The following is a 22,820-nucleotide window of genomic DNA, read 5'->3' on the forward strand; positions in this document are numbered from 1 at the left end:
TCCTGACAACTCCCCGTCAATCGACGGCCACGAAGTCCCCACCGAGCGGGCCGGCATGGGCCGAGGCCCGGGTCATTACGCGCCCCTGGACAACGCGGACATAGGCCCCTTCCCGAGGGAAGACGAGCACGAACTTCGCCCCATCGTTCCCCCGCCGGACGGCGCCGCTCCTCAGGTTGGCGAGGAACTCGATGATGTCGCTCTCGACCTCCTCGGCGAAGACTTCGTCCCGGGTGATGTCGTAGAGGTCGGTGTCGATGTCGTAGGTGGCCCGCCTGCCGGTGACCGGGTCCTGGGCTTCGAACTCCAGCCCAAGCCAACGCCCCGGCTCGACGACCACCGTGGCTTGCCATGTCTTTCCGGCGAGCTGCCACTGGGAGTGGGGCTTCTCGGTGGCGACTCTCCAGGAGGTTGTCGTCTGGAGTTCGTGGAGGAAGTCGAGGAGCCGGGTGCCTGGCTCTGGCATGTCTTCCCCACTTCCGGATCGCGTTTGTCGCGACACGGTACCGGTCAGAGGCGGATCGGTTTCTTGTTCATGAACTATCCAGGTGGTGAATGGACCTGGGGGCTTTCGTGGGCACACCGCCTCTGACCTGCTCTTTTGCGTCTGTTGGGTCCGGTCGCGTCCGGGCCTGTCTGGACGTCTGACGGCCTGTAGACGGCCTGGCTCCTCGCCGCCCCTGTGCCCGTCTGGCCTGGTGGCAGCCCTCCCCCCCGTCTTCCTCGTCCCCGCTGCCGTTAGCGCCGCAGGGCCGGTGTCAAGGGTGGGCGCTTGCGTCCATCGCGTAGCGACGCCGTAGGCGTCCTTGATGGCGGTCAGCCGGTGTTAAACGATCGCCGACGAGGGAGCGGTCATCGGATGGTGACCTGATCGGCGTAACACTGATCGACTCGATGACGTCTCTGGGCGTATGGGGACGAGTGAATCAACCATCTCGCGGCGGCGCACATACGCGGCCGACCCTCCGGCGGGCCGCCCCGCGACCGGCGGCCGGAGCGGAGCGGCAGGCCGTCCGTGTCGCATGCGGGCGGGCCCGCCGCACGGGTGGTGACGTGGGCGCCGCCGCCGGCGGCGCGCCTTGATCCCGTAGAGCCAAGTTCGGCAGACGCAGTATGCGAGCCGTGAACATGTTGTCCATGACGAGCATTCGAGTCGGGTAGGGTGGCTGAACGCACAGCGACCAGCCTCGAGCGTATTGAGATTTGGAGAGTGTTTTGGCTGCCAGCGCCGATGACATGGTTAAACGATTCGAGCGCGCTCAGGACGCTCTGGTTCTTCAGGCCTCAGACTTGTCGTTGGAAACGATTGCTTCGATGGTTCAAAGTGAGGCTATTGACATAGCCCCACTATTCCAACGCCGGGAGCGATGGGACCTCTTCAGACAGTCTTCTCTTATCGAGTCATTCTTGTTGAATATCCCCGTTCCTCCAGTCTACTTGTCTGAAGATGAATTTGGCAGCTACTCGGTAATCGATGGAAAGCAGAGAATTACAGCAATCCACGACTACATGAGGAACCGTTACGCACTTTCATCCTTGGAAAGATTCACCGAACTTGAAGGTCTAAAGTTCGCAGATCTTCCGGCACAGCTTCAAAATGCACTGAAGGTGCGCCCCTACATTAGGGCCATTACAATCCTGCGTCAGTCGGATAAAGTTACCAAATTCGAAGTTTTCCATCGATTGAACTCAGGCGGACAGCCACTCAACGCACAGGAGGTTCGCAACGTTATCTTCCGTGGACCCCTAAACGATCTAATCGTTCAGCTCTCCGCTAGCCCTTTCTTGCGTAAACAGCTGAAGATTCGTGACGAAAAGTCGAGTTCTTATCGAGACATGACCGACGTTGAATTCGTCCTTCGATTCCTCACACTCAGAGAGCAGTGGCGGGCATTTTCTGGCGATTTTCGGGGCTCGATGGATAAATTCATGTCCTTACATCAGAACGCAGACGAGAAGCAGATCGAAGACTACCGCGCAAGTTTCTTGCGAAGTCTCTCGGTGTGCGAACAGATCTGGGGACAGTTCGCCTTTAAACGGCCAGACAAGGGAACGTGGCGCGATCAGGCACTCGCGGGAATGTACGACGCACAGATGCTTGCCGTTGATTCCCTGAACGAGAAAGAGAGTGCGTTCGCAGTCAACAACAAGACTCGAGTGATAAGTGCCACCCGCGAACTTTTCACAGACCCCGATTTTGACGCTTCAGTTCGTGTTGCAACCAATACGCCGACTCGCCTCATATTCCGAGTAAAAGGAATGACCGAGGCTTTGAAGCTGAGCGCCAAATGAGTGTCGCCTCTCCTGCACGGCAGAATTTTATTGAACGGATTGAGTCTGTTCGTGATGCCGTGCAGCAGCCTTGGCTGATTGACGGACCGCTGGGCGACGCCGTCCACAACAGACGTGCCGGTTTACTCCGCAATAGCCTAATGGTTGTCGCGTTCACATCACTAGAGGATTTTCTTCGAAATAGAACCAGTGAACTTCTTAATCATATTAGCAGGACCGTGGTCGGGTTCTCTCAGTTGCCAAATAAACTCAGAACCTCAGCGACGATCGGCGCCGTTAGATCTGGACTTTTTCAAGCCACCCTGGCAAGCAAGACGGGCTCTGACCCCATTGCATTAATTCAAGGGGTGGCGGAGTCCGTTGCCAGCACAATGAAAGGAGCACTGCAGCTCAGTCCTTACAGCTTGGGTTACACGGGATCAAATGTTACCGTTGACGAGGTCTACTCAATATTGGCAGCTCTAAATATCAACGATCCCTGGACCGAGATGTCGGACTTCGCAGCGAGATGCGGGTTTGGAAGCCTTCCCCTGAAGCAAGCCTACGAGACACTGCAGATAAATAGAAATACCGCCGCTCACGATGTAAGGGCCAGCATTCAACCCAACGATCTAACCTCGTTCTCAAACGAGGCACTGGCGATAGCCATGAGTTTTGATTTGGTTGCAAGCAGGGCTGCACGTCTACTAAATGAAGGCAACTCCGCACTTCTGACGGCGAAGAATAAGCTGCAATCCAGTATCGCAATTAGATTTATCGATGAGTCTGCTGGAAAGTACAGGGAAAAGCCAGAGAAAGCATCTCGCGCAGTCAAAGTGAGTAGTGATGTTGAGGAAGCGTGGAGACTTGCGATAGGTCGGTCCACCTCTACGCATGAAGCTGTAGTGTTGCGGGGAAGCAAAGGTCTTCCAGTTGACTGGTACAGCTGCGACGTTGCGTGACTGCCAACGACTGCTGCGCTGTGCGCAGACGCGTCGTGAAGTGAATGTGTTTTGGCGTCGCGGTAGTCTGAGACCATGCGTGGTGCGGGTGACCAGCTCAGCATCGGTGAGCGGATCGCGTTCTACCGGCGGCGGCGTGGGCTGTCGCAGGCGGTGCTTGCTGACCTGGTGGGCCGTACCGAGGACTGGTTGAGCAAGATCGAGCGCGGTGAACGCGACATCCGCCGCCTGGATGTGTTGGCTGACCTCGCGCGGGCGCTGCGGGTGACGCTGGGTGACCTGCTCGGCGAACCCGTGCTGATGGAAGAGCAGGACAAGCACGACGACGTCCCAGCGATCCGGGACGCACTGATGGCTCCCAGCCGGCTGTCACGGACGCTGTTCTCCTCGGCCATGTCGCCCGAGTACATCGACCCGCAGCCTGTTCGGCAGCTGGTGGAAGGTGCCTGGTCGAGCTACCAGAAGGGTGACTTGGGGCGCGTTGTCACCGCGCTGCCTGCCCTGATCAAGACCACGCAAGCGATGGAGGCAGCCTCGGCTGACGATGCCGGGTACAAGCGGGCCTGCGCGGCCATCTCGGCGCGAGTGCACCACTTGGCCGCGACCACGCTGAGCAAAATCGGTGAGGCTGACCTCGCCTGGATCGCGGCCGAACGCGCCATGCAGGCGGCAGACGACTCCGACGACCCGCTGGTCTTGGCCTCGGCCGCGCGCTCCGGCACGCACGCGCTCCTGGCTGTAGGCCGGTTCGATGACGCGCTTGAGCTGGGAGACGTCGCAGCGAAGTGGCTGCTCCCGAGGATGGCCGCGGGTGACCCGGCCGCGCTGAGCCTCTACGGGATGCTTTACCTCCGCACGGCTGTCGCAGCGGCGCGACACCAGGACCGGACCACGGCGAACGACCTCCTCGGACATGCGAAAACAGCCGCTGACCAGCTAGGCGTAGACGCGAACTACTGGCAGACCGGGTTCGGGCCGGCCAACGTGGAGCTCCACCGGCTGTCGGCCGCCCTGGACCTTGGCGACGTCAGCCAGGTGATCGAGACCGCGCCGCGCGTCAACGTCGACCACTTGCCCGTGGAACGCCAGGTTACGCATCTTATCGACTTCGCCCGGGCGCTCAGCTTGCTCGCGAAGGACGACGACGCGCTTCAGATCCTCCTGGAGGCCGAGCAGAAGTCGCCGACCATCGTCCGGCACAACACCATGGTTCGGGAGGTCGTGCGATCCATGTATCGGCGCGCCCCGGCGACGGCTGGCAAGTCGTCGGCGCTGCTCGCGCTGGCTGAGCGCTGCGGCGCGGTGAGGTAGCCCCATGTCGCGAGTTCTCGGGCTGGTCGCCTCCGGAGCCGGCGGGGTCGAAGACCTGCTCCCGCGCCTGATCAAGCCTGCCCAGGAAGCAGGCTGGACAGTCACGGTCACCCTGACACCCACCGCCGGCCGCTGGCTGGCCGAGGCCGGGCAGCTCGACGAGATCGAGCAGGCCACCGGTTACCCGGTGCGGGTCGAGCCCCGCTCACCGTCGCAGAAGAGCCCACACCCGGCCCCGAGCTGCTACCTGGTAGCGCCGGCCTCGGCGAACTTCGTGGCGAAGATGTCCCTCGGCATCGCCGACAATCAGGCGTTGACGCAGGTCAACGAGGCGATCGGGACACTGAACCTGCCGGTGATCGTGTTCCCGCGCGTCAACGCGGCCCACGCGCGTCAGCCGTTCTGGACCATGCACATCGAGAACCTGCGGCGCGTCGGCGTGGACCTGCTCTACGGTGACGACGTCTGGCCGCTGCACGAACCGCGGTCCGCTCCTGGCCGGGATCTGCCCTGGTTAGCCATGCTGGATGCGATCGAGAAGGCCGTTCCGGCCGACCGCTAGAACCCACCCGGACAGTTTGTCCGGGTGATCTCTCCCACCCGGGTGTCTCCTGGTCCCAGCGCGCCCAATCGGACGCGCGGAAGCCGAGACATCGGGAGAGCACATGGGCATTCACGTGGTGATTCAGCCCCTCGTCGGATACGGCGCTGCCGTCGTGTCACCTTCCCCGGGAGTCCGCCAACTGGTGGCCGGGGGCGATGAAACCGCGATCATGATCCAGGTACCGGCTCGGATCGGCGGCCTGATGGACACCGCGCGCTTTGCGCGGAGCCTCGCCGTTGCCGCGAACGAGTTCGGCGAGTGGTGCGAGACGCAGAACCGCACGCGCACCTACTCCTCTCCTCTCGGCGACCAGTGGTCGGACGAGCGCGACTGAGCGCGAAGAAACCCATACGAGCAAAGGGAATTGAGCATGGCTATCGATAAGGGACACCGCTTCAGCATCGACTTCGACGACGCGTTCACGCAGGGCCTGGTGATGGTGGGTGAGGTGTCGCCGGACAACAAGTACCAGTCGCGTGAGGACCGGGCCGGAAATCGTCCGGTGCGGCAGCGGGTCGATGAGGTGACCGGGAAGCGGCAGTGGAAGGTCATGGTCACCGACCCGGCCGAGACGCGGGCGAAGCGAGCCTCGTTCGAGATCACCCTTCTCGCCGACGTGCAGCCCGTGCCGACCACCTCAGAGGCGCTGCCCGGGATGCGGCCGATCGAGCTGGACGGCCTCACAACCGAACCGCGCGTGGCTGGGCAGGGTGAGTTCAAGTACCAGTCCTACGTGTTCCGTGCGACCGGGTTCAAGCAGCCTGCGAGCAAGGCGTCTCGGTCCGGTGGGGCCAGTGAGACGGTGAAGGCGGCGTGACAGGCATGGGCTTCCGCGAGCGGGTCGAGGCGTGGGAGCAGGCGTATCGGGACTACATGGCCGCGTGGGAGCACAGCCGTGCGGTCCTGTCGCCGGTGAGTGCGACGAACACGGCGAATGCTGCGCGGCGGGTGTCGCGGGCGTGGCGCGAGCTGGCGCAGGTGCGGGGGTTGCCGTGGTGGTGTGTGGCGGCGCTGGAGTCGGCGGCCGAGGGGTTCGCCGACCTGGCCCGGGAATGGGAACGGCATGACGGCAACGTGGGACGGGCTGGGGCTGCGCTGGACAGTCGGCGCGAGTACCGAGGTGACGGTGGAGGAGACCGGGACGGGCGGGTCGCATCCGCCGGTTCTGGTGCTGGCTGGTGGGCTGTGCGTGGTGACGCTGGTGCCGCCGGAGGACCAGACCGCGTGGACGGGCTGCGCGGTGTTCCTGCGCCAGCTCCGCGATCACGCCGAGGACTTGGCGGCGCTGCTGGAAGCCCGCACGGGGAGGCATGACCGTGCGCAAGGGTGAGCCGAAGACGCTGTGGGACGCGCACGAGGTCGTGATGGACCGCCGGCCGCCGAACGACGCGAACCCGTCGGTGTGGCTGGCGTTCCGGCTCGGCAACGCGCGGCTGTACAAGGCCGTCGCGGACGTCGACCGGGGTCATCACCACGAGGCGTTGTACTGGGCCGGATACGAGGAGCGGAAGGCGGGTGAGATCTCGGCGGAACTTCAGGCGGAAGGGGCGCCCGCTGAGTAGTCGCATGTAGACGACCGAAAAGTCAGCGGTAGAAGCGAAAAAGCACGCAATGACGTGTGGCGATGAAGCCCTTCCTGTTGTGGGTGCGTGTGGCCCGTAATGCGCAGAAGCGGCGCCTGGCTACCGACCTCGCCGCTCCTGCGCTGTCCACGCTCTGCGCCTCTTGCAAACGATTCGCCAAACTCTTCCCCCGGCCAGATCCAGTGCAGTCCCTGCCTCGGGATGCTGCCGCTGACCTCCGTCGAGCCGTGCTCGGACGGCGACCAACCGCGTATTCAAGTCCTGCCAGCCGCGGCAGACGGCCCAGGATTCCGAGACGGCCTGCCGGGTCAAGAGCAGCAAAAAGGTCAGAGGCGGATGGGCTTCTTGTTCATGAACTCCTCGATACCCAGCGGTCCCAGCTCCCGACCCAACCCCGACCGCTTGATGCCTCCGAACGGCAGGTCCGCCTCCGAGCCTCCCGACTTGTTCAAATACACCATGCCCGCCTCGACCTGCCGCGCCACGCGGACCGCGCGCTCTCGGTCCGCTGAGAACACGCTCGCTCCCAGGCCGAACGGAGTGTCATTCGCCAAGGCGATTGCCTCCTCCTCCGTTTCCGCACGGAAAACGAGGGCCACCGGGCCGAAGATCTCCTCGTGGTACGCCGCCATCCCCGGCGTCACATCCGTCAGGACCGTTGCCTCCACGTATGCCCCCGGTCCCGGGAGGCGGTGGCCTCCCGCGCGCAGCGTTGCCCCTTCGCGGATGGCCGTTTCGATCTGGGCTGTCACTTCGTCCGCCGCCGCCGTCGAGGCCAGTGGGGGTAGCGTTGTCGCCGGGTCCGAGGGGTCGCCTGGGATGTAGTACTCCGTTACGCGCTTGGCCAGCCTGTCGACGAACTCCTCATACCACTCGCCCAGCACGATCATGCGCTTCGGGGCGTTGCACGACTGGCCGCAGTTGCGCATGCGGGCCGTTGCCGCTGTCTTGACCGTCTCTTCCAGGTTCTCGGTGTCCAGCACGATCAGCGGGTCGGCGCCGCCCAGTTCCAGGACGCATCTCTTCAGGTTTCGGCCGGCTTCGGCCGCGACTGCCGTTCCGGCCTGCTCGCTGCCCGTCAGGGAGACGCCCGCCAGGCGCGGATCCGCCAGCATCCATGGCACCTGGCGGCTCGACGCGAACACGTTCACGTACGCATCTGCGGGCACTCCGGCGTCGTGGAGGGTCTGCTCGATCGCCGTCGCCGAGCGGGGGCAGATCGATGCGTGCTTCAGGAGGATCGTGTTGCCCAGCACCAGGTTCGGCGCCACGAAACGGGCCACCTGGTAGCACGGGAAGTTCCACGGCATCACGCCCAGCAGCGCGCCGATCGGCTCCTTCGTCAGCACCGCCTGGCCGCCGCGGATCGGGAGGGGTTCGTCGGCCAGCAACCGGGGGCCGTGCTCTGCGTAGTAGCGGAAGATGTCCGCCACGACGCCGACTTCACCTCGGCCCTCGTTGATCCGCTTGCCCATCTCCAGCGTCATGATCGCCGCCAGCTCGTCGGCGCGCTCGGCGAACAGCTCCGCCGCCCGCAGCACCGTCGCGGCCCGCTCCGCCAACGGACGGCGTCGCCACGTCCCGAACCCGCGATGTACACGCTCGATTGCCGCGCGGACCTCCTCGTCGGTCGCGTTCGGGACCTTCTCGACCAGCTCGCCCGTCGCCGGATTGGTGACCGTATACATCGCGACCTCCTCTGACTACTGGATACTGTATACACTATGTCGGCGATGATCGGCACCCGCGCGGCGGTACCGCCGGCCTCTTGATCGACTATCGTTTCCCCATGACGCTGGAACTCGCCGGCGGACCCGATTTCGCCGCCCCTGCCCCCGGAAACGGACGCTGGACCAGGCGATTCACCGCGGGAGCGGTCACCTTCGGCTGCCCCGCGCGCCCGTCGGAACGGACCCCGCGGGTGTGGAGCGGCCGCGGCCTCGGGCTGCCGGAAGCCGAGCTGCCGCAGTTCGGCCGTCAGCTCGCGCGCGTCATGAAGCACGACGCCTACTGGCTCGCCCGGGCCGCCTGCGGCGATCCCCACGCGGGCGACGCGACACGCTGGTCACCCGGCCGCTACGACGAAGAAGACGGCTTCGTGTACTTCGCCGGGCCGTGTATACACGTCGATCCGTGGCCCGGCTACCGGCCGGCGCGAGCGTTCACGATCGCGCTCCCCCACGTCCGTGGCCTGCGGATCCGGGTGGCGGCCTACCTCGCCGCGACGTGAAGACGGCAGTTCGGGCGGGGGCCGTCGCGGCCGTGGTCAGCGGTATACCGTCGACCGTGCATGCATTGATCACCGGCCGTGACGTCCTGGCCGCGACCCGCGCCGCGGGCACCTTGCTTCCCGGACGGCGCGAGCGGCCCGGCGTCGCCGCCGGAGTGCTCGCCCATGTTCTGGTTTCCGGGTTCTGGACCGGCGTTCTGGCCGCAGCCGAGCGCCGCCACCGGCTCGGTGCCGGTGGCGGCGCGGCCGCCGGCCTGGTGATCGCCGCGCTGGACCTGGGACTCGCGACCCGCGCCTATCCGGCCGTGCGCGCGCTCCCCTTGGTCCCGCAGCTGCTGGACCACCTGGTGTTCGGCGCCGTCACCGGCGCGCTCCTCGACCGTCCACACCGGACGGATCAGGGCACGACCTCGACGACGTCACCCGGCTTCAGGGTGTTGTAGAACTTCACCGCGGCGCTGTGCGAAAGGTGCACGCACCCGTGGGACCTGGCCTTCAGGCTGCCTTCGTGGAAGGCGACCCCGGTGGTGGTGAAGAACACCGAGTACGGCATCGGCCCGTTGTACTGCTTGCTGTAGTGGTCGATGTCCTTGTACTGCACGTGGAACTTCCCGAGCGGGGTCGGGTACTTCGGCAGCCCCACGGTGATCGGGACGCCGCCGTAGGTGACGGTGCCCGCGCCGTCGGTCAGCCACGCGGTATTCGAACTGCGCTGGACGCAGGCCTTCGCTTCGGCACTGCACGGCGTCGACGCCGCTTCGGCCGTTCCCGCGAACGCCACGGTCCCCGCCATCGCGGCGACCCCGCCCAGAAGTGCGATCATCCTCCGGTTCATCGTGTGCCTCCCGTTTTCGTTCGGCTACACGACGTAGGGTGCCCACTCCGGCGGCGTCCGAACCGGCGATCACTCCTGGGACAGCCGCAGGAACTCCGTCAGCTCCCGGTCGTAGCGCCGGGTCAGGCCGGTTCCGTAGCGGTCCCACCAGTTCTGCGTGTGGCCACCCTGTGTGGTGGTCGTCCCGCCGTAGATCTGCCGGTCGTATTCGACGCGGGCGTCGCGGAACTCCTGCTGGAACTGCTCCGGCGTGAGGCCGCGGACGTACTCGATCGTCGACTCGCTCAGCGTGCGCGAGCTGCGCACGATGTCTTCGCCCGCCATGTGGTTGAGGATGGCGCGGACGCCGCCTGCCCCGCGCATGTGGGCACCGGACATGATGGCGGCCTGCGTGCCGGGGTCGGTGAAGTTCAGCGCGCCCGCCCGCCGCGCGTTCGCGGTCATCAGGTCCGCGACGACCGCCCGTTCCTCGGCGCTGCCGAGGCCGTACTGCTCGCGCGCGGCGATGATCCGGTCGTACCCGTTGTGCATGTTCTGCCGGAAGCCGTAGGCCTCGGGCACGCCGCCCTGCTCACCGGACGCGCCTTCGGACCGCATGATCGAGTCGACGACGCGCGCGTCCAGCTGCCGCGGCGCCGCGGCAGCCGCGCCTCCGCCACCTCCGCCGCCGTAGGCCGTCGCGACGTCGGCATCCGCGGCCCGGTAGCCGTCGGCGGCGGCCCGGACGTTCTGGTGCACGGCAGTGATCAGCCGGAGGAACTTCAGCAGCGCACTGCCCAGCGACGAGTGCAGTGCCGCGTTCGCGGCGGCGACCCCGCTGCCGATGCCGGCGAACGCGAGGGCGTCCAGCACCAGGCTCTCCAGGTCGCGCGTCACCGACAGGAACGACGCCCCGACGTCTTCGACCGCGTGGACGGCCGCCCCCATCTCCGCCGTTTCGGCGCGGTAGGCTCCGGCACTCATCTTTGCTCCCTCCGGACACCGGCTGTGCGGATCGAGAATTCCCCATCGCGGAGCCGGAGCCCACGGCCGAATTACCCACTGCCCGCCCGGCGGCGTGTGGTCAGCAATGCCACCCCCGCAAGGATTTCCACCAGGGCGATCGGCAGGTTCCAGTTGCCCCAGTCCACCAGCGGCCAGTTGCCCTCCGTCACGTACCAGATCCCGACCCAGCCGAGCCCGAGCACGATCAGGCCCGTCCCGCCGGCCACCGCTCCGGCCCGTGACCCCCGCGCCGCGACGGGAGGTACCTGACGGCTCCCCGTCGCGGCGGGGCGCCGACCCGGTCCGCGGGCGTGCCGCAACTGGGCGACGGCGGCCCAGGCACCCACGATTCCCGCGATCATGCTGACGATCGACACGAGGAGGCCGATCCACTCCGACGGTTTCACGGTCCGGGAGTCGCCGCGGCGGATCAGCCCGTTACCGGCCGCGGCCGCGCTATGGTCGGCAGATGAGTGAACGCGACGACGACCCGAACGTCGTGGACGGCGAGATCGTCGACGACCCGGCCACGGCTTCCCTGGCGGTGCCCTCGCCGCCGCTCCCGGAGCCCGACTACAGCGAAGGCGGGGTGCCCAGCTTCGACTTCGTCCGCGACAAGATCGAGAACCGGTACACCACCTCCCTCGGCTCAGTGGACGTCGCGGGCCTGGGCACCGAGCACACCGCCGAGGCGCTCGACAAGCAGATCGCCGACCGGGACCAGGCCGCCAAGGACCGGCTGGCCGAGATCCGCCGCTCGCTGCGCGGCGAGTGACCGCTCAGCAGGGCAGGTAGCGGACCTCCAGCGGCTGGTAGGCGGCGAACGTCGTCAGCCGGTCGGGGAAGACCGGTACGCGGTCGCCGAGGGCGGTGCGGCGCACCACGCGCTCGGCGCCCGAGCCGGGCGGGGCGACCAGGCACCCCGGGATGCCGTGGCGGCGGAAGCGCTCGAACGTCTCGAGCAGGCCGCGGACCCCGCCCTCGGAGAGGCCGTCCAGCAGTCGGACGTCGATCACGAGCAGGCGCGGCCCCGGTAGTTCGCAGACGGCCGTCTCGAACACCGTCGCCCAGCGCAGCAGGGTTGTGATGCCCGCCTCGGCGAGCATCTCGACGACCAGCACGCCGCCGGCCGGTTCCGAGGCGACGTCGTCGTCGCGCATCGTGCCTCCCGAGGAAGCCCGTCCCCGGCCATGGTCGCACGCCCCGGTCGCGGAATCGACGGCCGAACGCGTCAGGCTTCCGTAATGACCTCGTGGAATCATCGGTGACCGGCGGGAGTTGTACAGGCGGTAGCACCGCACGAGAAGAAGGAGTGACGCCGTGACCACGTCAACCGAAAGGGCCGTCCTGGCCGGCGGCTGCTTCTGGGGGATGCAGGAGCTGTTCCGCCGCCAGCCCGGGGTCGTCTCGACCCGGGTCGGGTACAGCGGTGGTGACGTGCCCAACGCGACCTACCGCAACCACGGCACGCACGCCGAGGCCATCGAGGTGATCTACGACCCGGCACAGACCACGTTCCGTGACCTGCTCGAGTTCTTCTTCCAGGTGCACGACCCGACGACGAAGAACCGCCAGGGCAACGACATCGGCACCAGCTACCGGTCGGCGATCTTCTACACCGACGAGGAGCAGAAGCGGGTCGCCGAGGACACGATCGCCGACGTCGACGCGTCCGGGCTGTGGCCGGGCAAGGTCGTCACCGAGGTCAGCCCCGCCGGCGACTTCTGGGAGGCCGAGCCGGAGCACCAGGACTACCTGCAGCGCATCCCGAACGGGTACACCTGCCACTTCGTGCGCCCCGGCTGGAAGCTGCCGAAGCGCGAGAAGACCGCCTGAGCGGTAACCCACCGAAGGCCCCTTCGCCGATTCCCGGCGAAGGGGCCTTCGTCGTCTCGGACGCAATCAAGATCGGCCGAACGGCGGTGAACCGGCCCGGGTCCTCAGTGGACTGATCCCAATAGCGTCGAATGTCCTGTTTGGGAAGTATCGTGACATGTAGATAAGACCGTACGTTCGTCGCTTGTTCACGCGCCTTCGGCACCGGATGCTGTTTTCCGCTAAGCCGCACCATTTCCCCGTCGTCCCCGTTCTCGGCCCGGCCATGTCACCGGGCCGGTTCGCCCTGCCCGGAGGAGATCCTTCGATGCACCTGAGACGTCCCTTCGTCTTGGCCGCGAGCGGCGCGCTGATCGCCGCGGTGTGCGCGACCACGCCGGCGCAAGCCCAGCCCGCGACCCCGAACGCCGTCCCCGACGCCCAGACCCTGGCCGTCTCCGCGGCGGCCGGTCTCGTGGCGAGCAGGCCCGCCGCGCTGCACGCCGGCAACGACGACGTTTTCCTGGCCCAGAAGGCGATTTCCGCGTCCAACGGGCTGAAGTACATCCCCTACGAGCGCAGCTACAAGGGCCTGCCCGTGGTCGGCGGCGACTTCGTGGTCGCGACCAATTCGACCGGCCAGGTGCTCGGCACCTCCGTCGCGCAGGACCAGACGATCGACCTCGCTTCGCTGACGCCGTCGGTCTCGAAGGCCGCCGCCGAGGCGACCGCGCGGCAGCAGCTGTCCTCGGTGGACAGCGTCAGCCCCGCCCAGCAGGTCGTCTTCGCCCTCGGCAAGCCGGTGCTGGCCTGGAAGAGCACCGTGATCGGCCGCGACGCCGAAGGGCCGAGCAAGCTCGACGTCGTCGTCGACGCCGCCACCGGCAAGGTGCTCCGCACCCAGGAACACGTCATGCACGGGGACGGCACCAGCGCGTACAACCGGCCGAACCCGGTGCACCTCGACACCACGCAGTCCGGCAGCACGTACTCGCTGAAGGACCCGAACCTCACCAACGTCAGCTGCCAGGACGCGGCGAACAACACCACGTTCAGCGGGCCGGACGACCTGTGGGGCAACGGAAACGCCACCAGCCGCGAGACCGGCTGCGTCGACGCCCTGTTCGCCGCGCAGACCGAGAAGAAGATGCTCACGCAGTGGCTGGGCCGCAACGGCTTCGACGGCAACGGCGGCGGCTGGCCGATCCGTGTCGGCCTGAACGACCAGAACGCCTACTACGACGGCAGCCAGGTCCAGATCGGCAAGAACACCAACGGCCAGTGGATCAGCTCGCTGGACGTCGTCGCGCACGAGCTCGGCCACGGCATCGACGACCACACCCCCGGCGGCATCTCCGGCAACGGCACGCAGGAGTTCGTCGCGGACGTCTTCGGCGCCTCGACCGAGTGGTTCGCCAACGAGCCGTCGGGCGGCGACACGCCGGACTTCCTCGTCGGCGAGACGATCAACCTGGTCGGCAGCGGCCCGATCCGCAACATGTACAACCCGTCGGCCCTCGGCGACAAGAACTGCTACGACAGCTCGATCCCGAACACCGAGGTGCACTCCGCGGCCGGCCCGGGCAACCACTGGTTCTACCTGCTGGCCGAAGGCACCAACCCGACCAACGGGCAGCCGACGAGCTCCACGTGCAACAGCAGCACCATCACCGGCATCGGTGTGCAGAACGCGGTGAAGATCTTCTACAACGCGATGCTGCTCAAGACCTCGAGCGCCTCGTACCTGAAGTACCGCACCTGGACGCTGACCGCGGCGAAGAACCTGTTCCCGGGCAGCTGCACCGAGTTCAACACGGTCAAGGCGGCGTGGGACGCGATCAGCGTGCCCGCCCAGTCGGCCGACCCGACGTGCTCGGCGACCGGCACGGTCACCGTGTCCAACCCGGGCAACCAGTCGACCACGACCGGCGCTTCGGTGAACCTGCCGCTGTCGGCCAGCGGCGGCACCGCGCCGTACACGTGGTCGGCGACCGGCCTGCCCGCCGGCCTGTCGATCAGCTCGTCCACGGGCACGATCTCGGGCACCGCGACCACCGCGGGCACCTCGAACGTCACCGTGACGGCGACGGACTCGGCAGGCAAGTCCGGCTCGGCGTCGTTCACCTGGACGGTCGGCACCACCGGCGGCTGCTCCGGCCAGAAGATCGTCAACGGCGGCTTCGAATCCGGCAGCGGCAGCTGGACCGGCGACACCGGCACCATCGGCCAGTGGGGCTCGCAGGGTGAGGCGGCGCACGGCGGCACGTACGCGGCCTGGCTCGACGGCTACGGCTCCACCCACACCGAGTCGGTCGCGCAGTCGGTGAGCATCCCGGCGGGCTGCCACGCCAGCCTGACGTTCTACCTGCACATCGACACCGCGGAGACCACCACCTCCACCGCCTACGACAAGCTGACCGTCACCAACGGCAGCACGACGCTGGGCAGCTACTCCAACCTGAACAAGGCGTCCGGCTACGTGCTCAAGACCATCGACGTCTCGTCGGCGGCCGGCGGCACGCTCGCGCTGAAGTTCACCGGCACCGAGGACAGCTCGCTGCAGACCTCGTTCGTCATCGACGACGTGGCTGTCACCCTGAGCTGACGTCCTAGGAGCTGAGACGGGGAGGCCGGGAAATCCGGTCTCCCCGTTTCGCGTGCCGACAGTCCTAAAGCGACGGTGCCAGCTCGAACGCGGCGAACACTGCCGGGTCCTGGAAAACCACGTTGTGTGCGATCCCGGCGTCGGTGACGGTGAAGATCTGCAGGGTGTGCAGCCGGTGTCCCGCGCCGTCCGGGCAGTACGCGGCCAGCGCGGGCTGGCCGTTCGCCGTCGTGGGCAGCGCGCGCCACATGCCCGGCCGCAGCGTGAACACGCGCTGCATGAACCGGCCGTAGTCGACGCGCCCGCGGTACCACAGCGGCACCGGCGGCATCTCCAGCACCGCGTCGTCGGTGAGGAGCGTGACGAGCGTGGCGACGTCGGCCGCTTCGAACGCCCGGACGTAGCGCTCGACCACGTCCCCCGCCGACGGCTCGCGCAGGTCCTCCTCGCGCGGCGACGCCGTCGCGAGGGCCGCGCGCGCCCGCTGCAGTGAGCTGTTCACCGCCGCCGTCGTCGTGTCCAGCTGGCCGGCGACCTCGGCCGCGCTGAACTGCAGGACGTCCCGCAGCACCAGCACCGCCCGCTGGCGCGGCGGGAGCAGCTGCGTCGCGGCGACGAAGGCGAGCCGCACCCCGGCCCGCCCGGTCGCGCGGGCCTGCGGGTCGCCGTCGTCGGGACGCAGGTAGCGGCCGGGCAGCGGCTGCAGCCATGGCACCTCGAAGTCCGGGACGAGCGGGGCGTCCGGGTCGTCGCTCGCGGTGCCCAGCCCCGACGGCAGCGGGCGCCGCGCCCGGCCTTCCAGCGCGGTCAGGCACGCGTTCGTGGCGATCCGGTAGAGCCAGGTGCGCACCGAGGCGCGGCGTTCGTCGTAGCGGTCCCGTGCCTTCCAGGCTCGCAGGAACGTCTCCTGCGTCAGGTCCTCGGCTTCGTGGATCGAGCCCAGCATCCGGTAGCAGTACACCACCAGCTCGCGCCGGTACGGCTCCCACTCCGTGTTCGCGTCCACGGCGGAAATTGTGCCCGCCGGACGCGATGAGTTTCGCGCGGCACCCCGGTATGTACTCCCGACCGCATCGAAACACCGGAAGGATCCACCATGAACAACGTCATCGTCGTCACGTTCAGCACCCTCGACGGGGTCGTCGACGACCCGGACGGGTCGGACGGCACCGCGGCGGGCGGCTGGGCGTTCCGGTACGGCCGCGACGCCGTCTCCGGGGACAAGTTCGAGCTCGGCGCGGCACTGGACACGGGTGTCCTGCTGCTGGGACGGCGTACCTGGGAGCTCTTCGCGAAGCTGTGGCCGTCCCGCACCGGCGAGTTCGCCGACCGGATGAACGCCGCGGCGAAGCTGGTCGCCTCGCGCACCCTGACCGACGTCGGCGCGTGGACCAATTCCACGCTGCTGGACGGGGACCTCACCGAGGAGGTGCGGCGCCTGCGCGAAGAGCGCGACGTCGTCGTCATCGGCAGTGTCGGCGTCGTGCACACGCTGCTGGAGCAGCGGCTCGTGGACGAGGTCCGGCTGCTCGTCTTCCCGTCCGTGGCCGGGGCAGGCCGCCGGTGGTTCACCGGCGCGGCCGAGTTCGAACTCGTTTCGGCCGCGCAGCGGGGACCGGCGGCGCTGCTGCGCTACCGGACCGCCCGCTGAGCCGTGGTCAGTCCTCTTCGGACAGTTCGACGACGGGGATCACCCGGTTGGCCTGCTTGGCCTTCGCGCGGTGGTCGGCCAGGAAGGGGTAGTGCTTTTCCAGCTCCGTCCACGTGCGCACGTAGTCCGCGCCGAGCAGGGGCAACGCCTCCGCGGTGAACGTCCGGCCGTCGGCCTCGACGGTCACGCGGGGGTCGTCGACGAGGTTGAGGTACCAGTCCGGGTGCCGCGGCGCACCCACGTTCGACGCCACCACCAGCAGCCGGTCGCCGTCCCGGTGAGCCATCATCGGGACGGTGCGCGGCTCGCCCGTCCGGCGGCCGGTGGTGGTGAGCAGGACCAGCCGCTCCCGGTGCATGCCGTCGACCTCGCCACCCGCGCGGAACTGCTCGATCACGCGCCGGTTCGTCGCCTGGACGTCCACGGTCACTGGTCGTAGTAGCGGGTCGGCGGGTCCTGCCGGGTCCACTGCTGCCGAGTCGGCGGCGGCGCGGCGGCGCTCTGCTGGGAGCGGCGCCGGTGCAGGGTCCGGGCGCTGGCCGCCATGCTGTTCACCACCGCCGCGATGACCAGGCCGATCACCAGGTTGATCACGGCCGTCGCGATCTTCGCGCTCGGCGCGACGGTCAGCGTCAGCGGCAGCACCACGGCGATCAGCGTCACCAGCACCATGATCCAGCCGAAGAACTGCGACGGCGCGGGTGTCGCCACGCTCAGCAGGTGCATCAGCCCGGTGGCGAGCAGGGCCACCGCGGCGGCGACCAGTGCGTACGTCGTGGTGCTCGCGTTCCCCCAGACGCCTTCGCCTTTTGGGGCGAGCACTTCGACCTCGAAGATCCCGCGCGCGATCAGCAGCCCGACCACCGCGAGCAGGGCCGCGACGACCGCTGTGGCCACACCGCCCGCCCACAGACGGCGTGCGTCGATCCCCGGGCGGACGTCCGGGGGCTGGTTCCCGTAGAAGTCGGACATCGGAGCCTTCCTGGGTCGGCTGGGCCTCTCCCGCCGATTGTCCCCCGTTTCGGCCCCGGCCGCGATTTGCGCTGGAGTGCACTCCAGCTCCTACCGTCGGGGCATGACCACCGCACAGCACAAGATCGGTTCGGGTTTCGGCGCCGGCACCACCGCCGCCGAAGCCGTCGCGGGCATCGACCTCACCGGCAAGCTCGCCGTCGTCACCGGCGGGTACTCCGGGCTCGGCCTGGAGACCACCCGCGCGCTCGCCGGGGCGGGCGCGCACGTCGTCGTCCCGGCCCGCCGCCGCGCGAGCGCCGAGGAGGCGCTGGCCGGACTCGGGAACGTCGAGGTCGAGGAGCTGGACCTGGCCGACCTGGACAGCGTCCGCGCCTTCGCCGAGCGGTTCACCGCCTCCGGACGGCGGATCGACCTCCTCATCGCCAACGCGGCCGTCATGGCCTGCCCCGAGACCCGCGTCGGCCCGGGCTGGGAAGCCCAGTTCGCGACCAACCACCTCGGCCACTTCGCCCTGGTCAACCGCCTGTGGCCGGCGATCGCCGACGGCGCGCGCGTGGTCTCGGTGTCCTCGCGCGGCCACCACTACTCGCCGATCCGCTGGGACGACGTCCACTTCACCCGGGGTTACGAGAAGTGGCAGGCCTACGGGCAGGCGAAGACGGCCAACGTGCTGTTCGCCGTCCGGCTCGACGAGCTGGGTGCCGCCCGGGGTGTCCGGGCGTTCGCGCTGCACCCGGGCAGCATCCTGACGCCGTTGCAGCGGCACATCCCGCTGGAGGAGAAGATCGAGCGGGGCTGGATCGACGAGGCCGGGAATCCGCTGATGCAGTTCAAGACGCCGGAGCAGGGCGCCGCGACCACGGTGTGGGCCGCGACGTCGCCGCAACTGGCCGGGATGGGCGGGCTGTACCTGGAGGACTGCGACGTCGCCGAGCTGGCGCCAGCGGATGCCGAGGGCCTCGCGCCGTCGGGTGTCCGCCACTACGCCGTCGACCGTGAGCAGGCCGAGCGCCTGTGGACGTTGTCGGCGCAGCTCACCGGCGTGGACGCGTTCGACGCCGCCCGGGTGTGACGCGGACGGCGTTTCCCGCGATACTTCCGGCGTGATCTTCCGACGTTTGCCGCCCGCGGGATCGGGGTACCAGCCGCCCGTGGCCGACGAAGCCGGGAGACCGGGGCAGCCGACGACGAGTGACGAGGACGTCACGTGCGCCCGTTACGCGCTCGGCGAGTTCTCCGTGAGCCCGCGCCGGGCCCTCGACGACGAGCGGCCGCCCGGCCTGCTGGGCGGCCGCTACGAGATCGGCAGGCTGATCGGCACCGGCGGCACGGCCCGCGTGTACCGCGCCTACGACGTGCGGCTGTCGCGCGAGGTCGCCGTCAAGATCTACGACCGCGACGCGGTGGCGCTCGACCAGCGCCGCAGGCTGCGCGAGATGACGATCCAGGGCAGCATCAGCCACCCGGGCGTGGTCGCGCTGCTCGACAGCGGCAGCGAGAACGGCCGCACGTTCCTGGTGATGCAGCTGGTCGAGGGTGAAAACCTGGCGGAGCGCCTGCTGTCGGGCCCGATGCCGGCGGCGGAGGTGACGGCACTGGCCGACGGGCTGGCCGAGGCGCTGGCCCACGTGCACGCGAGGCGGGTGGTGCACCGAGACCTCAAGCCCGCCAACGTGTTCCTGTCCGCGGAGGGTCCGCTGATCGGCGACTTCGGCATCGCCCACGCCCTGGACGCCACCCACATCACGGGCACGGGAGTGGTCCCGGGCACGGCGGCGTACCTCGCCCCGGAGCAGGTCTGCGGCGAACCGGCAGGCCCACCGGCGGACGTGTACGCGCTCGGCCTGATCCTGCTGGAATGCCTGACGGGCCAACGCGAGTACCCGGGCACCATGGTCGAAGCGGCGATGGCCCGCCTGACGAGGGCGCCCCGGATTCCGGAGGACGTGCCGCGATCGCTGGCGTATGCACTGCGCCGCATGACGCAACGCAGCCCGGCGGACCGGCCGACGGCGGAGGAAGTGCGGAGGTTGCTGTTCGCCCCGCCGCCTACGTTGCCGTGGGCGATGAGGGAACGCCGGAAGCTGTGGCGGCGCAGTGGGACGGCTGGGGCCGCGGAAGCCGGTTTGGCGGGGTCTGCGGGGAACGCTCGTTCGGACGCGGTTGCGCCGCAGTCGGACACCGGTTCGCGCGGTTGGGCGGAAGGTGCGGCGGCCATCGGTGACGGCCGCGGTTCGGCCGACGGGCTGGCTGCCGGGGCAGTGGCGGCGGCCGATGCGCTCGATTCCGAGGCCACCCAGCGAGTGGCCGCAGCCGACGCGCCCGCAACCGGGATCGCCCGGCGCCTGGCCGCAGCCGACGGGCTCGCTCCCGGGGCAGCCCGGCGGCATCGGCGGCTGGCGGCCGCCGCCGGGCTGGCCGCCGCGGCCGTGGCCGCCGTCTCGGCCACCGTCCTCGCCGAACGCGATCTCGACGGCACCACCAGCACTCCGGCCCAGCCTCCCGCGACCCACTCGCCCGCCCCCACCTCCCTCCCGCCCACCGCCACCACACCGGCCCGGACCGGCACTCTCGCCGGGCAGGGGCCCAGCCCGGCCGGGGCGGGTTCGGTCTCTCCCGCCACCGTCTCCCGCGACGACTCCGCCGGGCCCGTCGAGCCGCCCGGGAAACCGCCGAAAACCGGGAAGGCGGAGCCGCCCGCCAAGGGGAAGGGCAAGAACCCCGGTCACGACTGAGACCTCCGGCACCCGGGTCCACCGCTTATCCCCTTTCCGGAATCCGGACTCGAAGCAATAACCGGCCGTCCCGGATTGCCTCAGGCCGCGAAGATCCGGGCTGGCTCGCCGGTGAACCAGGCGTTTTCGATCCGCATCCGGCGCACCACCCAGCGCTCGCCGTCGCGGGCGAGGTCGACGTCGTAGTGGTTCTTCAGCAGCGCGAACGTTGCGTGGTCGGCGGTCAGCAGGTGCTGGGCCTCGACCAGCGCCGTGAGCCGGGCACGGTCACCGTCGAGGGTGATCCGTGGATTGGTCACCTGGTGGGTGGTGTCCACCCGGCCTTCGAATCCGCCGAGAATCGTGGTGACGATCGTGTCGCGGCCGGCCATCAGGGGCGGCCGGGCGCCCCACTTCGCCGCGGCAGGCCGGAAGTCCAGCTCGGCGTCCTCGGCGAACGCGGACGCGAACAGCGTCCGGTCCTTGAAGTCCTGGCCGGCGCCGAAGCGGTACAACGCGTCGACGATCTCCGCGCGGTCCGACAACTCCTTGACGTTCATTCCTTTTCCCCTTCGGTCGGTCCCCCCAACCCTCCGGCAGCGAGGAGGCGGGAACAATGGCGAAGCACGACATGATCCTTAAGCCGGGCTTACCGATCGGAGGACGGGGTGCTGGAGCGCCACGAGGTCGAAACGTTCCTCACGCTGGCCGAGGAACTGCACTTCGGCCGCAGCGCCGAGCGGCTGCACCTGTCCGGCGCGCGGGTCAGCCAGATCATCGCGAAGCTGGAGCGGCGGGTCGGGGCACCACTGTTCGACCGCACCAGCCGCCGGGTCGAGCTGACCGCGCTGGGCCGCCAGCTCCACGACGACCTCCGCCCCGCCTGGCAGGCCGTGACCGCCGCGCTGACCAGGGCGATCGACGCCGGCCGTGGCGTCACCGGCACGCTGCAGGCGTGCTTCACCGGCGCGGCGGGCGGCCAGCTGCTCATGGGCATCGCCGAGCTGTTCGGCAGGCGTCACCCGGACTGCGAGGTCCGCATCCGCGAGGCACAGCTCGGCGAGCTGATGCCGTGGCTGCGCGACGGCACGGTCGACGTGGCCCTGGCCATGGTCCCGGTGGACGAGCCGGGCATCGTCGGCGGACCGGTGCTGGTGTCTGAGGCCCGGTTCCTCGCCGTACCGGTCGGCCATCCCTTCGCCGCACGGGACGCCGTGTCGGTCGAAGACCTCGCGGAGACGACGGTGCTGCCACTGCCCGAGGCGGGCACGCTCCAGGAGATGCTCACGCTCGTGGGCGCCGGCCGGGGCGTCTTCCCGGTCGGCGCCCACGTCCGGCGCTACTCCGTGCGCCCCGACGTCGCCTACGTGCACCTCCACGACGCGCCGCCGCTGCAGTGGGGCCTGCTCTGGCGCGACGGCTCGGCGACCGCGCGGGTCCACGCCTTCAACGACGCCGCCGTAGAGCTGCTGGCGGACCTGTAGGCCGGGTCACGACCCCCGGATCGCGGCGCACAACTGCGGCACCACGGCCTCGATGTCCTGCCGCAGCACGAAATCCGCGTCGTCGTCGTACGGCGTCGGGTCGCGGTTGACGATCACCAGCGTGGCTCCGGCCTGCACCGCCACGCTGCACAGCGACGCCGCCGGTTCCACCTGCAGCGAACTGCCGATCGCGACGAACAATCCGCTCGCCGCCGCGATGTTCCGTGCGTGGCCGAGGACTTCGCCGTCCAGCGTCTGTCCGAAGAGGACGACGTCGAGCTTCAGGATCCCGCCGCACCGCTCGCACGCCGGATCGTCGTCGCCCGCCTGGACTCTCGCCAGCACCTCCGGTGTCGGGAACCGCTGGCGGCATCCGGTGCAGCGCGTGGTGTGCATGGTGCCGTGCAGTTCGAGGACCTTGCGCGCGGCCAGGCCTGCCCGCTGGTGCAGCCCGTCGACGTTCTGGGTGAGCACCCGCACGGCGACCCCGGCGCCGTCGAGGTCCGCCAGTGCGCGGTGGGCCGCGTTCGGCTCGGCGCGCCAGGCGGCGTGCCCGGCGTAGGTGCGCCAGAACTCGCGGCGCACACCCGGGTCGGCCCGGAAGTTCTTGAGGGTGAAGGCGTTCATCGCACTCGGCGTACGGGTCCAGACCCCTTCGGGGCCGCGGTAGTCGGGAATGCCCGAGGCGGTGGAGATGCCCGCGCCGGTCAGCACGGCGACCCGGCGTGCCCCGCGGATCCGGTCGATGAGGTGCGCGTCCATGGTCACGGAGGGTAAAGCGTGCCGCCCCGGCGAC

Annotated in this window: 28 protein-coding genes; 17 read left to right on the top strand and 11 right to left on the bottom strand. The window is 68.7% G+C overall.

The genetic code is table 11. The annotated features are described in order from the left end of the window. Positions 1–16 precede the first annotated feature (16 nt). Positions 17–466 carry a hypothetical protein gene (locus tag ABJI51_RS38205; protein ID WP_348956031.1) on the bottom strand — a complete coding sequence of 150 codons (450 nt, stop codon included), beginning with the start codon at positions 464–466 and terminating at the stop codon, positions 17–19. A 749-nt stretch (positions 467–1,215) separates the two neighbouring features. On the opposite strand from ABJI51_RS38205, the gene ABJI51_RS38210 reads away from it, so the two are divergent. From ABJI51_RS38210 to ABJI51_RS38245, 8 genes are all read left to right on the top strand, one after another. Continuing rightward, positions 1,216–2,292, top strand: coding sequence for a GmrSD restriction endonuclease domain-containing protein (locus tag ABJI51_RS38210; protein ID WP_348956032.1), 1,077 nt, complete (start codon positions 1,216–1,218; stop codon positions 2,290–2,292). Next, entirely contained in the window at positions 2,289–3,233 is a 945-nt protein-coding gene (locus ABJI51_RS38215) for a hypothetical protein (RefSeq protein ID WP_348956033.1), read from the top strand. Before ABJI51_RS38210 ends, ABJI51_RS38215 begins: the two co-directional genes overlap by 4 nt. A gap of 75 nt (positions 3,234–3,308) precedes the next feature. After that, positions 3,309–4,544 carry a helix-turn-helix domain-containing protein gene (locus ABJI51_RS38220; protein ID WP_348956034.1) on the top strand — a complete coding sequence of 412 codons (1,236 nt, stop codon included), beginning with the start codon at positions 3,309–3,311 and terminating at the stop codon, positions 4,542–4,544. A gap of 4 nt (positions 4,545–4,548) precedes the next feature. Beyond that, positions 4,549–5,106 (top strand): flavoprotein, encoded by a 558-nt coding sequence (locus tag ABJI51_RS38225; protein WP_348956035.1) that lies wholly within the window; start codon positions 4,549–4,551, stop codon positions 5,104–5,106. 103 nt (positions 5,107–5,209) lie between these two features. Next, complete coding sequence (locus ABJI51_RS38230; RefSeq protein WP_348956036.1) at positions 5,210–5,482, top strand: hypothetical protein; 273 nt, start codon at positions 5,210–5,212, stop codon at positions 5,480–5,482. Between the two features lie 36 nt (positions 5,483–5,518). Continuing rightward, positions 5,519–5,965, top strand: a complete 447-nt coding sequence (locus ABJI51_RS38235; RefSeq protein WP_348956037.1) for a hypothetical protein — start codon at positions 5,519–5,521, stop codon at positions 5,963–5,965. Positions 5,966–6,211: 246 nt separating this feature from the next. Then, entirely contained in the window at positions 6,212–6,478 is a 267-nt protein-coding gene (locus ABJI51_RS38240) for a hypothetical protein (protein WP_348956038.1), read from the top strand. Then, positions 6,459–6,710, top strand: a complete 252-nt coding sequence (locus ABJI51_RS38245; protein WP_348956039.1) for an AMED_5909 family protein — start codon at positions 6,459–6,461, stop codon at positions 6,708–6,710. Before ABJI51_RS38240 ends, ABJI51_RS38245 begins: the two co-directional genes overlap by 20 nt. Before the next feature lie 347 nt (positions 6,711–7,057). On the opposite strand, the gene ABJI51_RS38250 is transcribed toward ABJI51_RS38245, so the two are convergent. Then, entirely contained in the window at positions 7,058–8,419 is a 1,362-nt protein-coding gene (locus ABJI51_RS38250; protein ID WP_348956040.1) for an NAD-dependent succinate-semialdehyde dehydrogenase, read from the bottom strand. 101 nt (positions 8,420–8,520) lie between these two features. On the opposite strand from ABJI51_RS38250, the gene ABJI51_RS38255 reads away from it, so the two are divergent. Both ABJI51_RS38255 and ABJI51_RS38260 read left to right on the top strand, forming a co-directional pair. Beyond that, positions 8,521–8,961: a hypothetical protein gene (locus ABJI51_RS38255; protein ID WP_348956041.1), complete on the top strand. Its 441-nt coding sequence runs from the start codon at positions 8,521–8,523 to the stop codon at positions 8,959–8,961. 56 nt (positions 8,962–9,017) lie between these two features. After that, positions 9,018–9,404 carry a hypothetical protein gene (locus ABJI51_RS38260; RefSeq protein ID WP_348956042.1) on the top strand — a complete coding sequence of 129 codons (387 nt, stop codon included), beginning with the start codon at positions 9,018–9,020 and terminating at the stop codon, positions 9,402–9,404. On the opposite strand, the gene ABJI51_RS38265 is transcribed toward ABJI51_RS38260, so the two are convergent. The 3 genes from ABJI51_RS38265 to ABJI51_RS38275 all read right to left on the bottom strand — a co-directional run bounded on the left by ABJI51_RS38265 (position 9,359) and on the right by ABJI51_RS38275 (position 11,187). Beyond that, the gene (locus ABJI51_RS38265) at positions 9,359–9,784 is read right to left on the bottom strand and encodes a L,D-transpeptidase (protein ID WP_431605703.1); all 426 of its coding nucleotides are present in this window, start codon (positions 9,782–9,784) and stop codon (positions 9,359–9,361) included. The two genes, ABJI51_RS38260 and ABJI51_RS38265, sit on opposite strands and share 46 nt — an antisense overlap. Positions 9,785–9,865: 81 nt before the next feature. Further along, positions 9,866–10,759, bottom strand: a complete 894-nt coding sequence (locus ABJI51_RS38270) for a hypothetical protein (protein WP_348956044.1) — start codon at positions 10,757–10,759, stop codon at positions 9,866–9,868. A gap of 71 nt (positions 10,760–10,830) precedes the next feature. Beyond that, complete coding sequence (locus tag ABJI51_RS38275) at positions 10,831–11,187, bottom strand: cell division protein CrgA (RefSeq protein ID WP_348956045.1); 357 nt, start codon at positions 11,185–11,187, stop codon at positions 10,831–10,833. Positions 11,188–11,249: 62 nt separating this feature from the next. Here ABJI51_RS38275 and ABJI51_RS38280 point away from each other — a divergent pair, with 62 nt between their 5' ends. After that, positions 11,250–11,555 (top strand): hypothetical protein, encoded by a 306-nt coding sequence (locus ABJI51_RS38280; RefSeq protein ID WP_348956046.1) that lies wholly within the window; start codon positions 11,250–11,252, stop codon positions 11,553–11,555. 4 nt (positions 11,556–11,559) lie between these two features. On the opposite strand, the gene ABJI51_RS38285 is transcribed toward ABJI51_RS38280, so the two are convergent. Next, the gene (locus ABJI51_RS38285; RefSeq protein ID WP_348956047.1) at positions 11,560–11,940 is read right to left on the bottom strand and encodes an STAS domain-containing protein; all 381 of its coding nucleotides are present in this window, start codon (positions 11,938–11,940) and stop codon (positions 11,560–11,562) included. A 160-nt stretch (positions 11,941–12,100) separates the two neighbouring features. Here ABJI51_RS38285 and msrA point away from each other — a divergent pair, with 160 nt between their 5' ends. Together msrA and ABJI51_RS38295 are read left to right on the top strand one after the other, a co-directional pair. After that, positions 12,101–12,616 carry a peptide-methionine (S)-S-oxide reductase MsrA gene (msrA, locus tag ABJI51_RS38290; RefSeq protein ID WP_348956048.1) on the top strand — a complete coding sequence of 172 codons (516 nt, stop codon included), beginning with the start codon at positions 12,101–12,103 and terminating at the stop codon, positions 12,614–12,616. A 307-nt stretch (positions 12,617–12,923) separates the two neighbouring features. Then, the gene (locus tag ABJI51_RS38295; RefSeq protein WP_348956049.1) at positions 12,924–15,200 is read left to right on the top strand and encodes a M4 family metallopeptidase; all 2,277 of its coding nucleotides are present in this window, start codon (positions 12,924–12,926) and stop codon (positions 15,198–15,200) included. A 64-nt stretch (positions 15,201–15,264) separates the two neighbouring features. Here ABJI51_RS38295 and ABJI51_RS38300 read toward each other — a convergent pair whose 3' ends face one another. After that, positions 15,265–16,206 (bottom strand): sigma-70 family RNA polymerase sigma factor, encoded by a 942-nt coding sequence (locus tag ABJI51_RS38300; RefSeq protein ID WP_348956050.1) that lies wholly within the window; start codon positions 16,204–16,206, stop codon positions 15,265–15,267. A 90-nt stretch (positions 16,207–16,296) separates the two neighbouring features. Here ABJI51_RS38300 and ABJI51_RS38305 point away from each other — a divergent pair, with 90 nt between their 5' ends. Beyond that, the gene (locus ABJI51_RS38305) at positions 16,297–16,851 is read left to right on the top strand and encodes a dihydrofolate reductase family protein (RefSeq protein ID WP_348956051.1); all 555 of its coding nucleotides are present in this window, start codon (positions 16,297–16,299) and stop codon (positions 16,849–16,851) included. A gap of 7 nt (positions 16,852–16,858) precedes the next feature. Here ABJI51_RS38305 and ABJI51_RS38310 read toward each other — a convergent pair whose 3' ends face one another. Continuing rightward, complete coding sequence (locus ABJI51_RS38310) at positions 16,859–17,281, bottom strand: nitroreductase/quinone reductase family protein (protein WP_348956052.1); 423 nt, start codon at positions 17,279–17,281, stop codon at positions 16,859–16,861. Further along, the gene (locus tag ABJI51_RS38315) at positions 17,278–17,823 is read right to left on the bottom strand and encodes a DUF6069 family protein (RefSeq protein WP_348956053.1); all 546 of its coding nucleotides are present in this window, start codon (positions 17,821–17,823) and stop codon (positions 17,278–17,280) included. The genes ABJI51_RS38310 and ABJI51_RS38315 overlap by 4 nt, the downstream gene beginning before the upstream one ends. A gap of 103 nt (positions 17,824–17,926) precedes the next feature. Here ABJI51_RS38315 and ABJI51_RS38320 point away from each other — a divergent pair, with 103 nt between their 5' ends. Together ABJI51_RS38320 and ABJI51_RS38325 are read left to right on the top strand one after the other, a co-directional pair. Continuing rightward, positions 17,927–18,898, top strand: coding sequence for an SDR family NAD(P)-dependent oxidoreductase (locus ABJI51_RS38320; RefSeq protein WP_348956054.1), 972 nt, complete (start codon positions 17,927–17,929; stop codon positions 18,896–18,898). 31 nt (positions 18,899–18,929) lie between these two features. After that, positions 18,930–20,561 (top strand): serine/threonine-protein kinase, encoded by a 1,632-nt coding sequence (locus ABJI51_RS38325; RefSeq protein ID WP_348956055.1) that lies wholly within the window; start codon positions 18,930–18,932, stop codon positions 20,559–20,561. Between the two features lie 80 nt (positions 20,562–20,641). Here the strand turns inward: ABJI51_RS38325 and ABJI51_RS38330 are convergent, their stop codons facing one another. Then, a complete protein-coding gene (locus ABJI51_RS38330; protein WP_348956056.1) occupies positions 20,642–21,100 on the bottom strand; it encodes a nuclear transport factor 2 family protein in 459 nt (152 codons plus the stop codon). A gap of 108 nt (positions 21,101–21,208) precedes the next feature. On the opposite strand from ABJI51_RS38330, the gene ABJI51_RS38335 reads away from it, so the two are divergent. After that, positions 21,209–22,024 carry a LysR family transcriptional regulator gene (locus tag ABJI51_RS38335; protein WP_348956057.1) on the top strand — a complete coding sequence of 272 codons (816 nt, stop codon included), beginning with the start codon at positions 21,209–21,211 and terminating at the stop codon, positions 22,022–22,024. Between the two features lie 6 nt (positions 22,025–22,030). Here ABJI51_RS38335 and ABJI51_RS38340 read toward each other — a convergent pair whose 3' ends face one another. Next, positions 22,031–22,786, bottom strand: coding sequence for an SIR2 family NAD-dependent protein deacylase (locus ABJI51_RS38340; RefSeq protein WP_348956058.1), 756 nt, complete (start codon positions 22,784–22,786; stop codon positions 22,031–22,033). Positions 22,787–22,820 lie beyond the last annotated feature (34 nt).

This window comes from Amycolatopsis melonis (genome assembly GCF_040064235.1).
Lineage (GTDB): Bacteria > Actinomycetota > Actinomycetes > Mycobacteriales > Pseudonocardiaceae > Amycolatopsis > Amycolatopsis melonis.

Bases quoted from the DNA above. Each gene is read 5' to 3' on its own strand.
- ABJI51_RS38205 (WP_348956031.1), bottom strand. From the start codon at position 466: ATGCCAGAGCCAGGCACCCGGCTCCTCGACTTCCTCCACGAACTCCAG.
- ABJI51_RS38215 (WP_348956033.1), top strand. From the start codon at position 2,289: ATGAGTGTCGCCTCTCCTGCACGGCAGAATTTTATTGAACGGATTGAG.
- ABJI51_RS38220 (WP_348956034.1), top strand. From the start codon at position 3,309: ATGCGTGGTGCGGGTGACCAGCTCAGCATCGGTGAGCGGATCGCGTTC.
- ABJI51_RS38225 (WP_348956035.1), top strand. From the start codon at position 4,549: ATGTCGCGAGTTCTCGGGCTGGTCGCCTCCGGAGCCGGCGGGGTCGAA.
- ABJI51_RS38230 (WP_348956036.1), top strand. From the start codon at position 5,210: ATGGGCATTCACGTGGTGATTCAGCCCCTCGTCGGATACGGCGCTGCC.
- ABJI51_RS38235 (WP_348956037.1), top strand. From the start codon at position 5,519: ATGGCTATCGATAAGGGACACCGCTTCAGCATCGACTTCGACGACGCG.
- ABJI51_RS38240 (WP_348956038.1), top strand. From the start codon at position 6,212: ATGACGGCAACGTGGGACGGGCTGGGGCTGCGCTGGACAGTCGGCGCG.
- ABJI51_RS38245 (WP_348956039.1), top strand. From the start codon at position 6,459: ATGACCGTGCGCAAGGGTGAGCCGAAGACGCTGTGGGACGCGCACGAG.
- ABJI51_RS38250 (WP_348956040.1), bottom strand. From the start codon at position 8,419: ATGTATACGGTCACCAATCCGGCGACGGGCGAGCTGGTCGAGAAGGTC.
- ABJI51_RS38255 (WP_348956041.1), top strand. From the start codon at position 8,521: ATGACGCTGGAACTCGCCGGCGGACCCGATTTCGCCGCCCCTGCCCCC.
- ABJI51_RS38265 (WP_431605703.1), bottom strand. From the start codon at position 9,784: ATGATCGCACTTCTGGGCGGGGTCGCCGCGATGGCGGGGACCGTGGCG.
- ABJI51_RS38270 (WP_348956044.1), bottom strand. From the start codon at position 10,759: ATGAGTGCCGGAGCCTACCGCGCCGAAACGGCGGAGATGGGGGCGGCC.
- ABJI51_RS38280 (WP_348956046.1), top strand. From the start codon at position 11,250: ATGAGTGAACGCGACGACGACCCGAACGTCGTGGACGGCGAGATCGTC.
- ABJI51_RS38285 (WP_348956047.1), bottom strand. From the start codon at position 11,940: ATGCGCGACGACGACGTCGCCTCGGAACCGGCCGGCGGCGTGCTGGTC.
- ABJI51_RS38295 (WP_348956049.1), top strand. From the start codon at position 12,924: ATGCACCTGAGACGTCCCTTCGTCTTGGCCGCGAGCGGCGCGCTGATC.
- ABJI51_RS38305 (WP_348956051.1), top strand. From the start codon at position 16,297: ATGAACAACGTCATCGTCGTCACGTTCAGCACCCTCGACGGGGTCGTC.
- ABJI51_RS38315 (WP_348956053.1), bottom strand. From the start codon at position 17,823: ATGTCCGACTTCTACGGGAACCAGCCCCCGGACGTCCGCCCGGGGATC.
- ABJI51_RS38320 (WP_348956054.1), top strand. From the start codon at position 17,927: ATGACCACCGCACAGCACAAGATCGGTTCGGGTTTCGGCGCCGGCACC.
- ABJI51_RS38330 (WP_348956056.1), bottom strand. From the start codon at position 21,100: ATGAACGTCAAGGAGTTGTCGGACCGCGCGGAGATCGTCGACGCGTTG.
- ABJI51_RS38340 (WP_348956058.1), bottom strand. From the start codon at position 22,786: ATGGACGCGCACCTCATCGACCGGATCCGCGGGGCACGCCGGGTCGCC.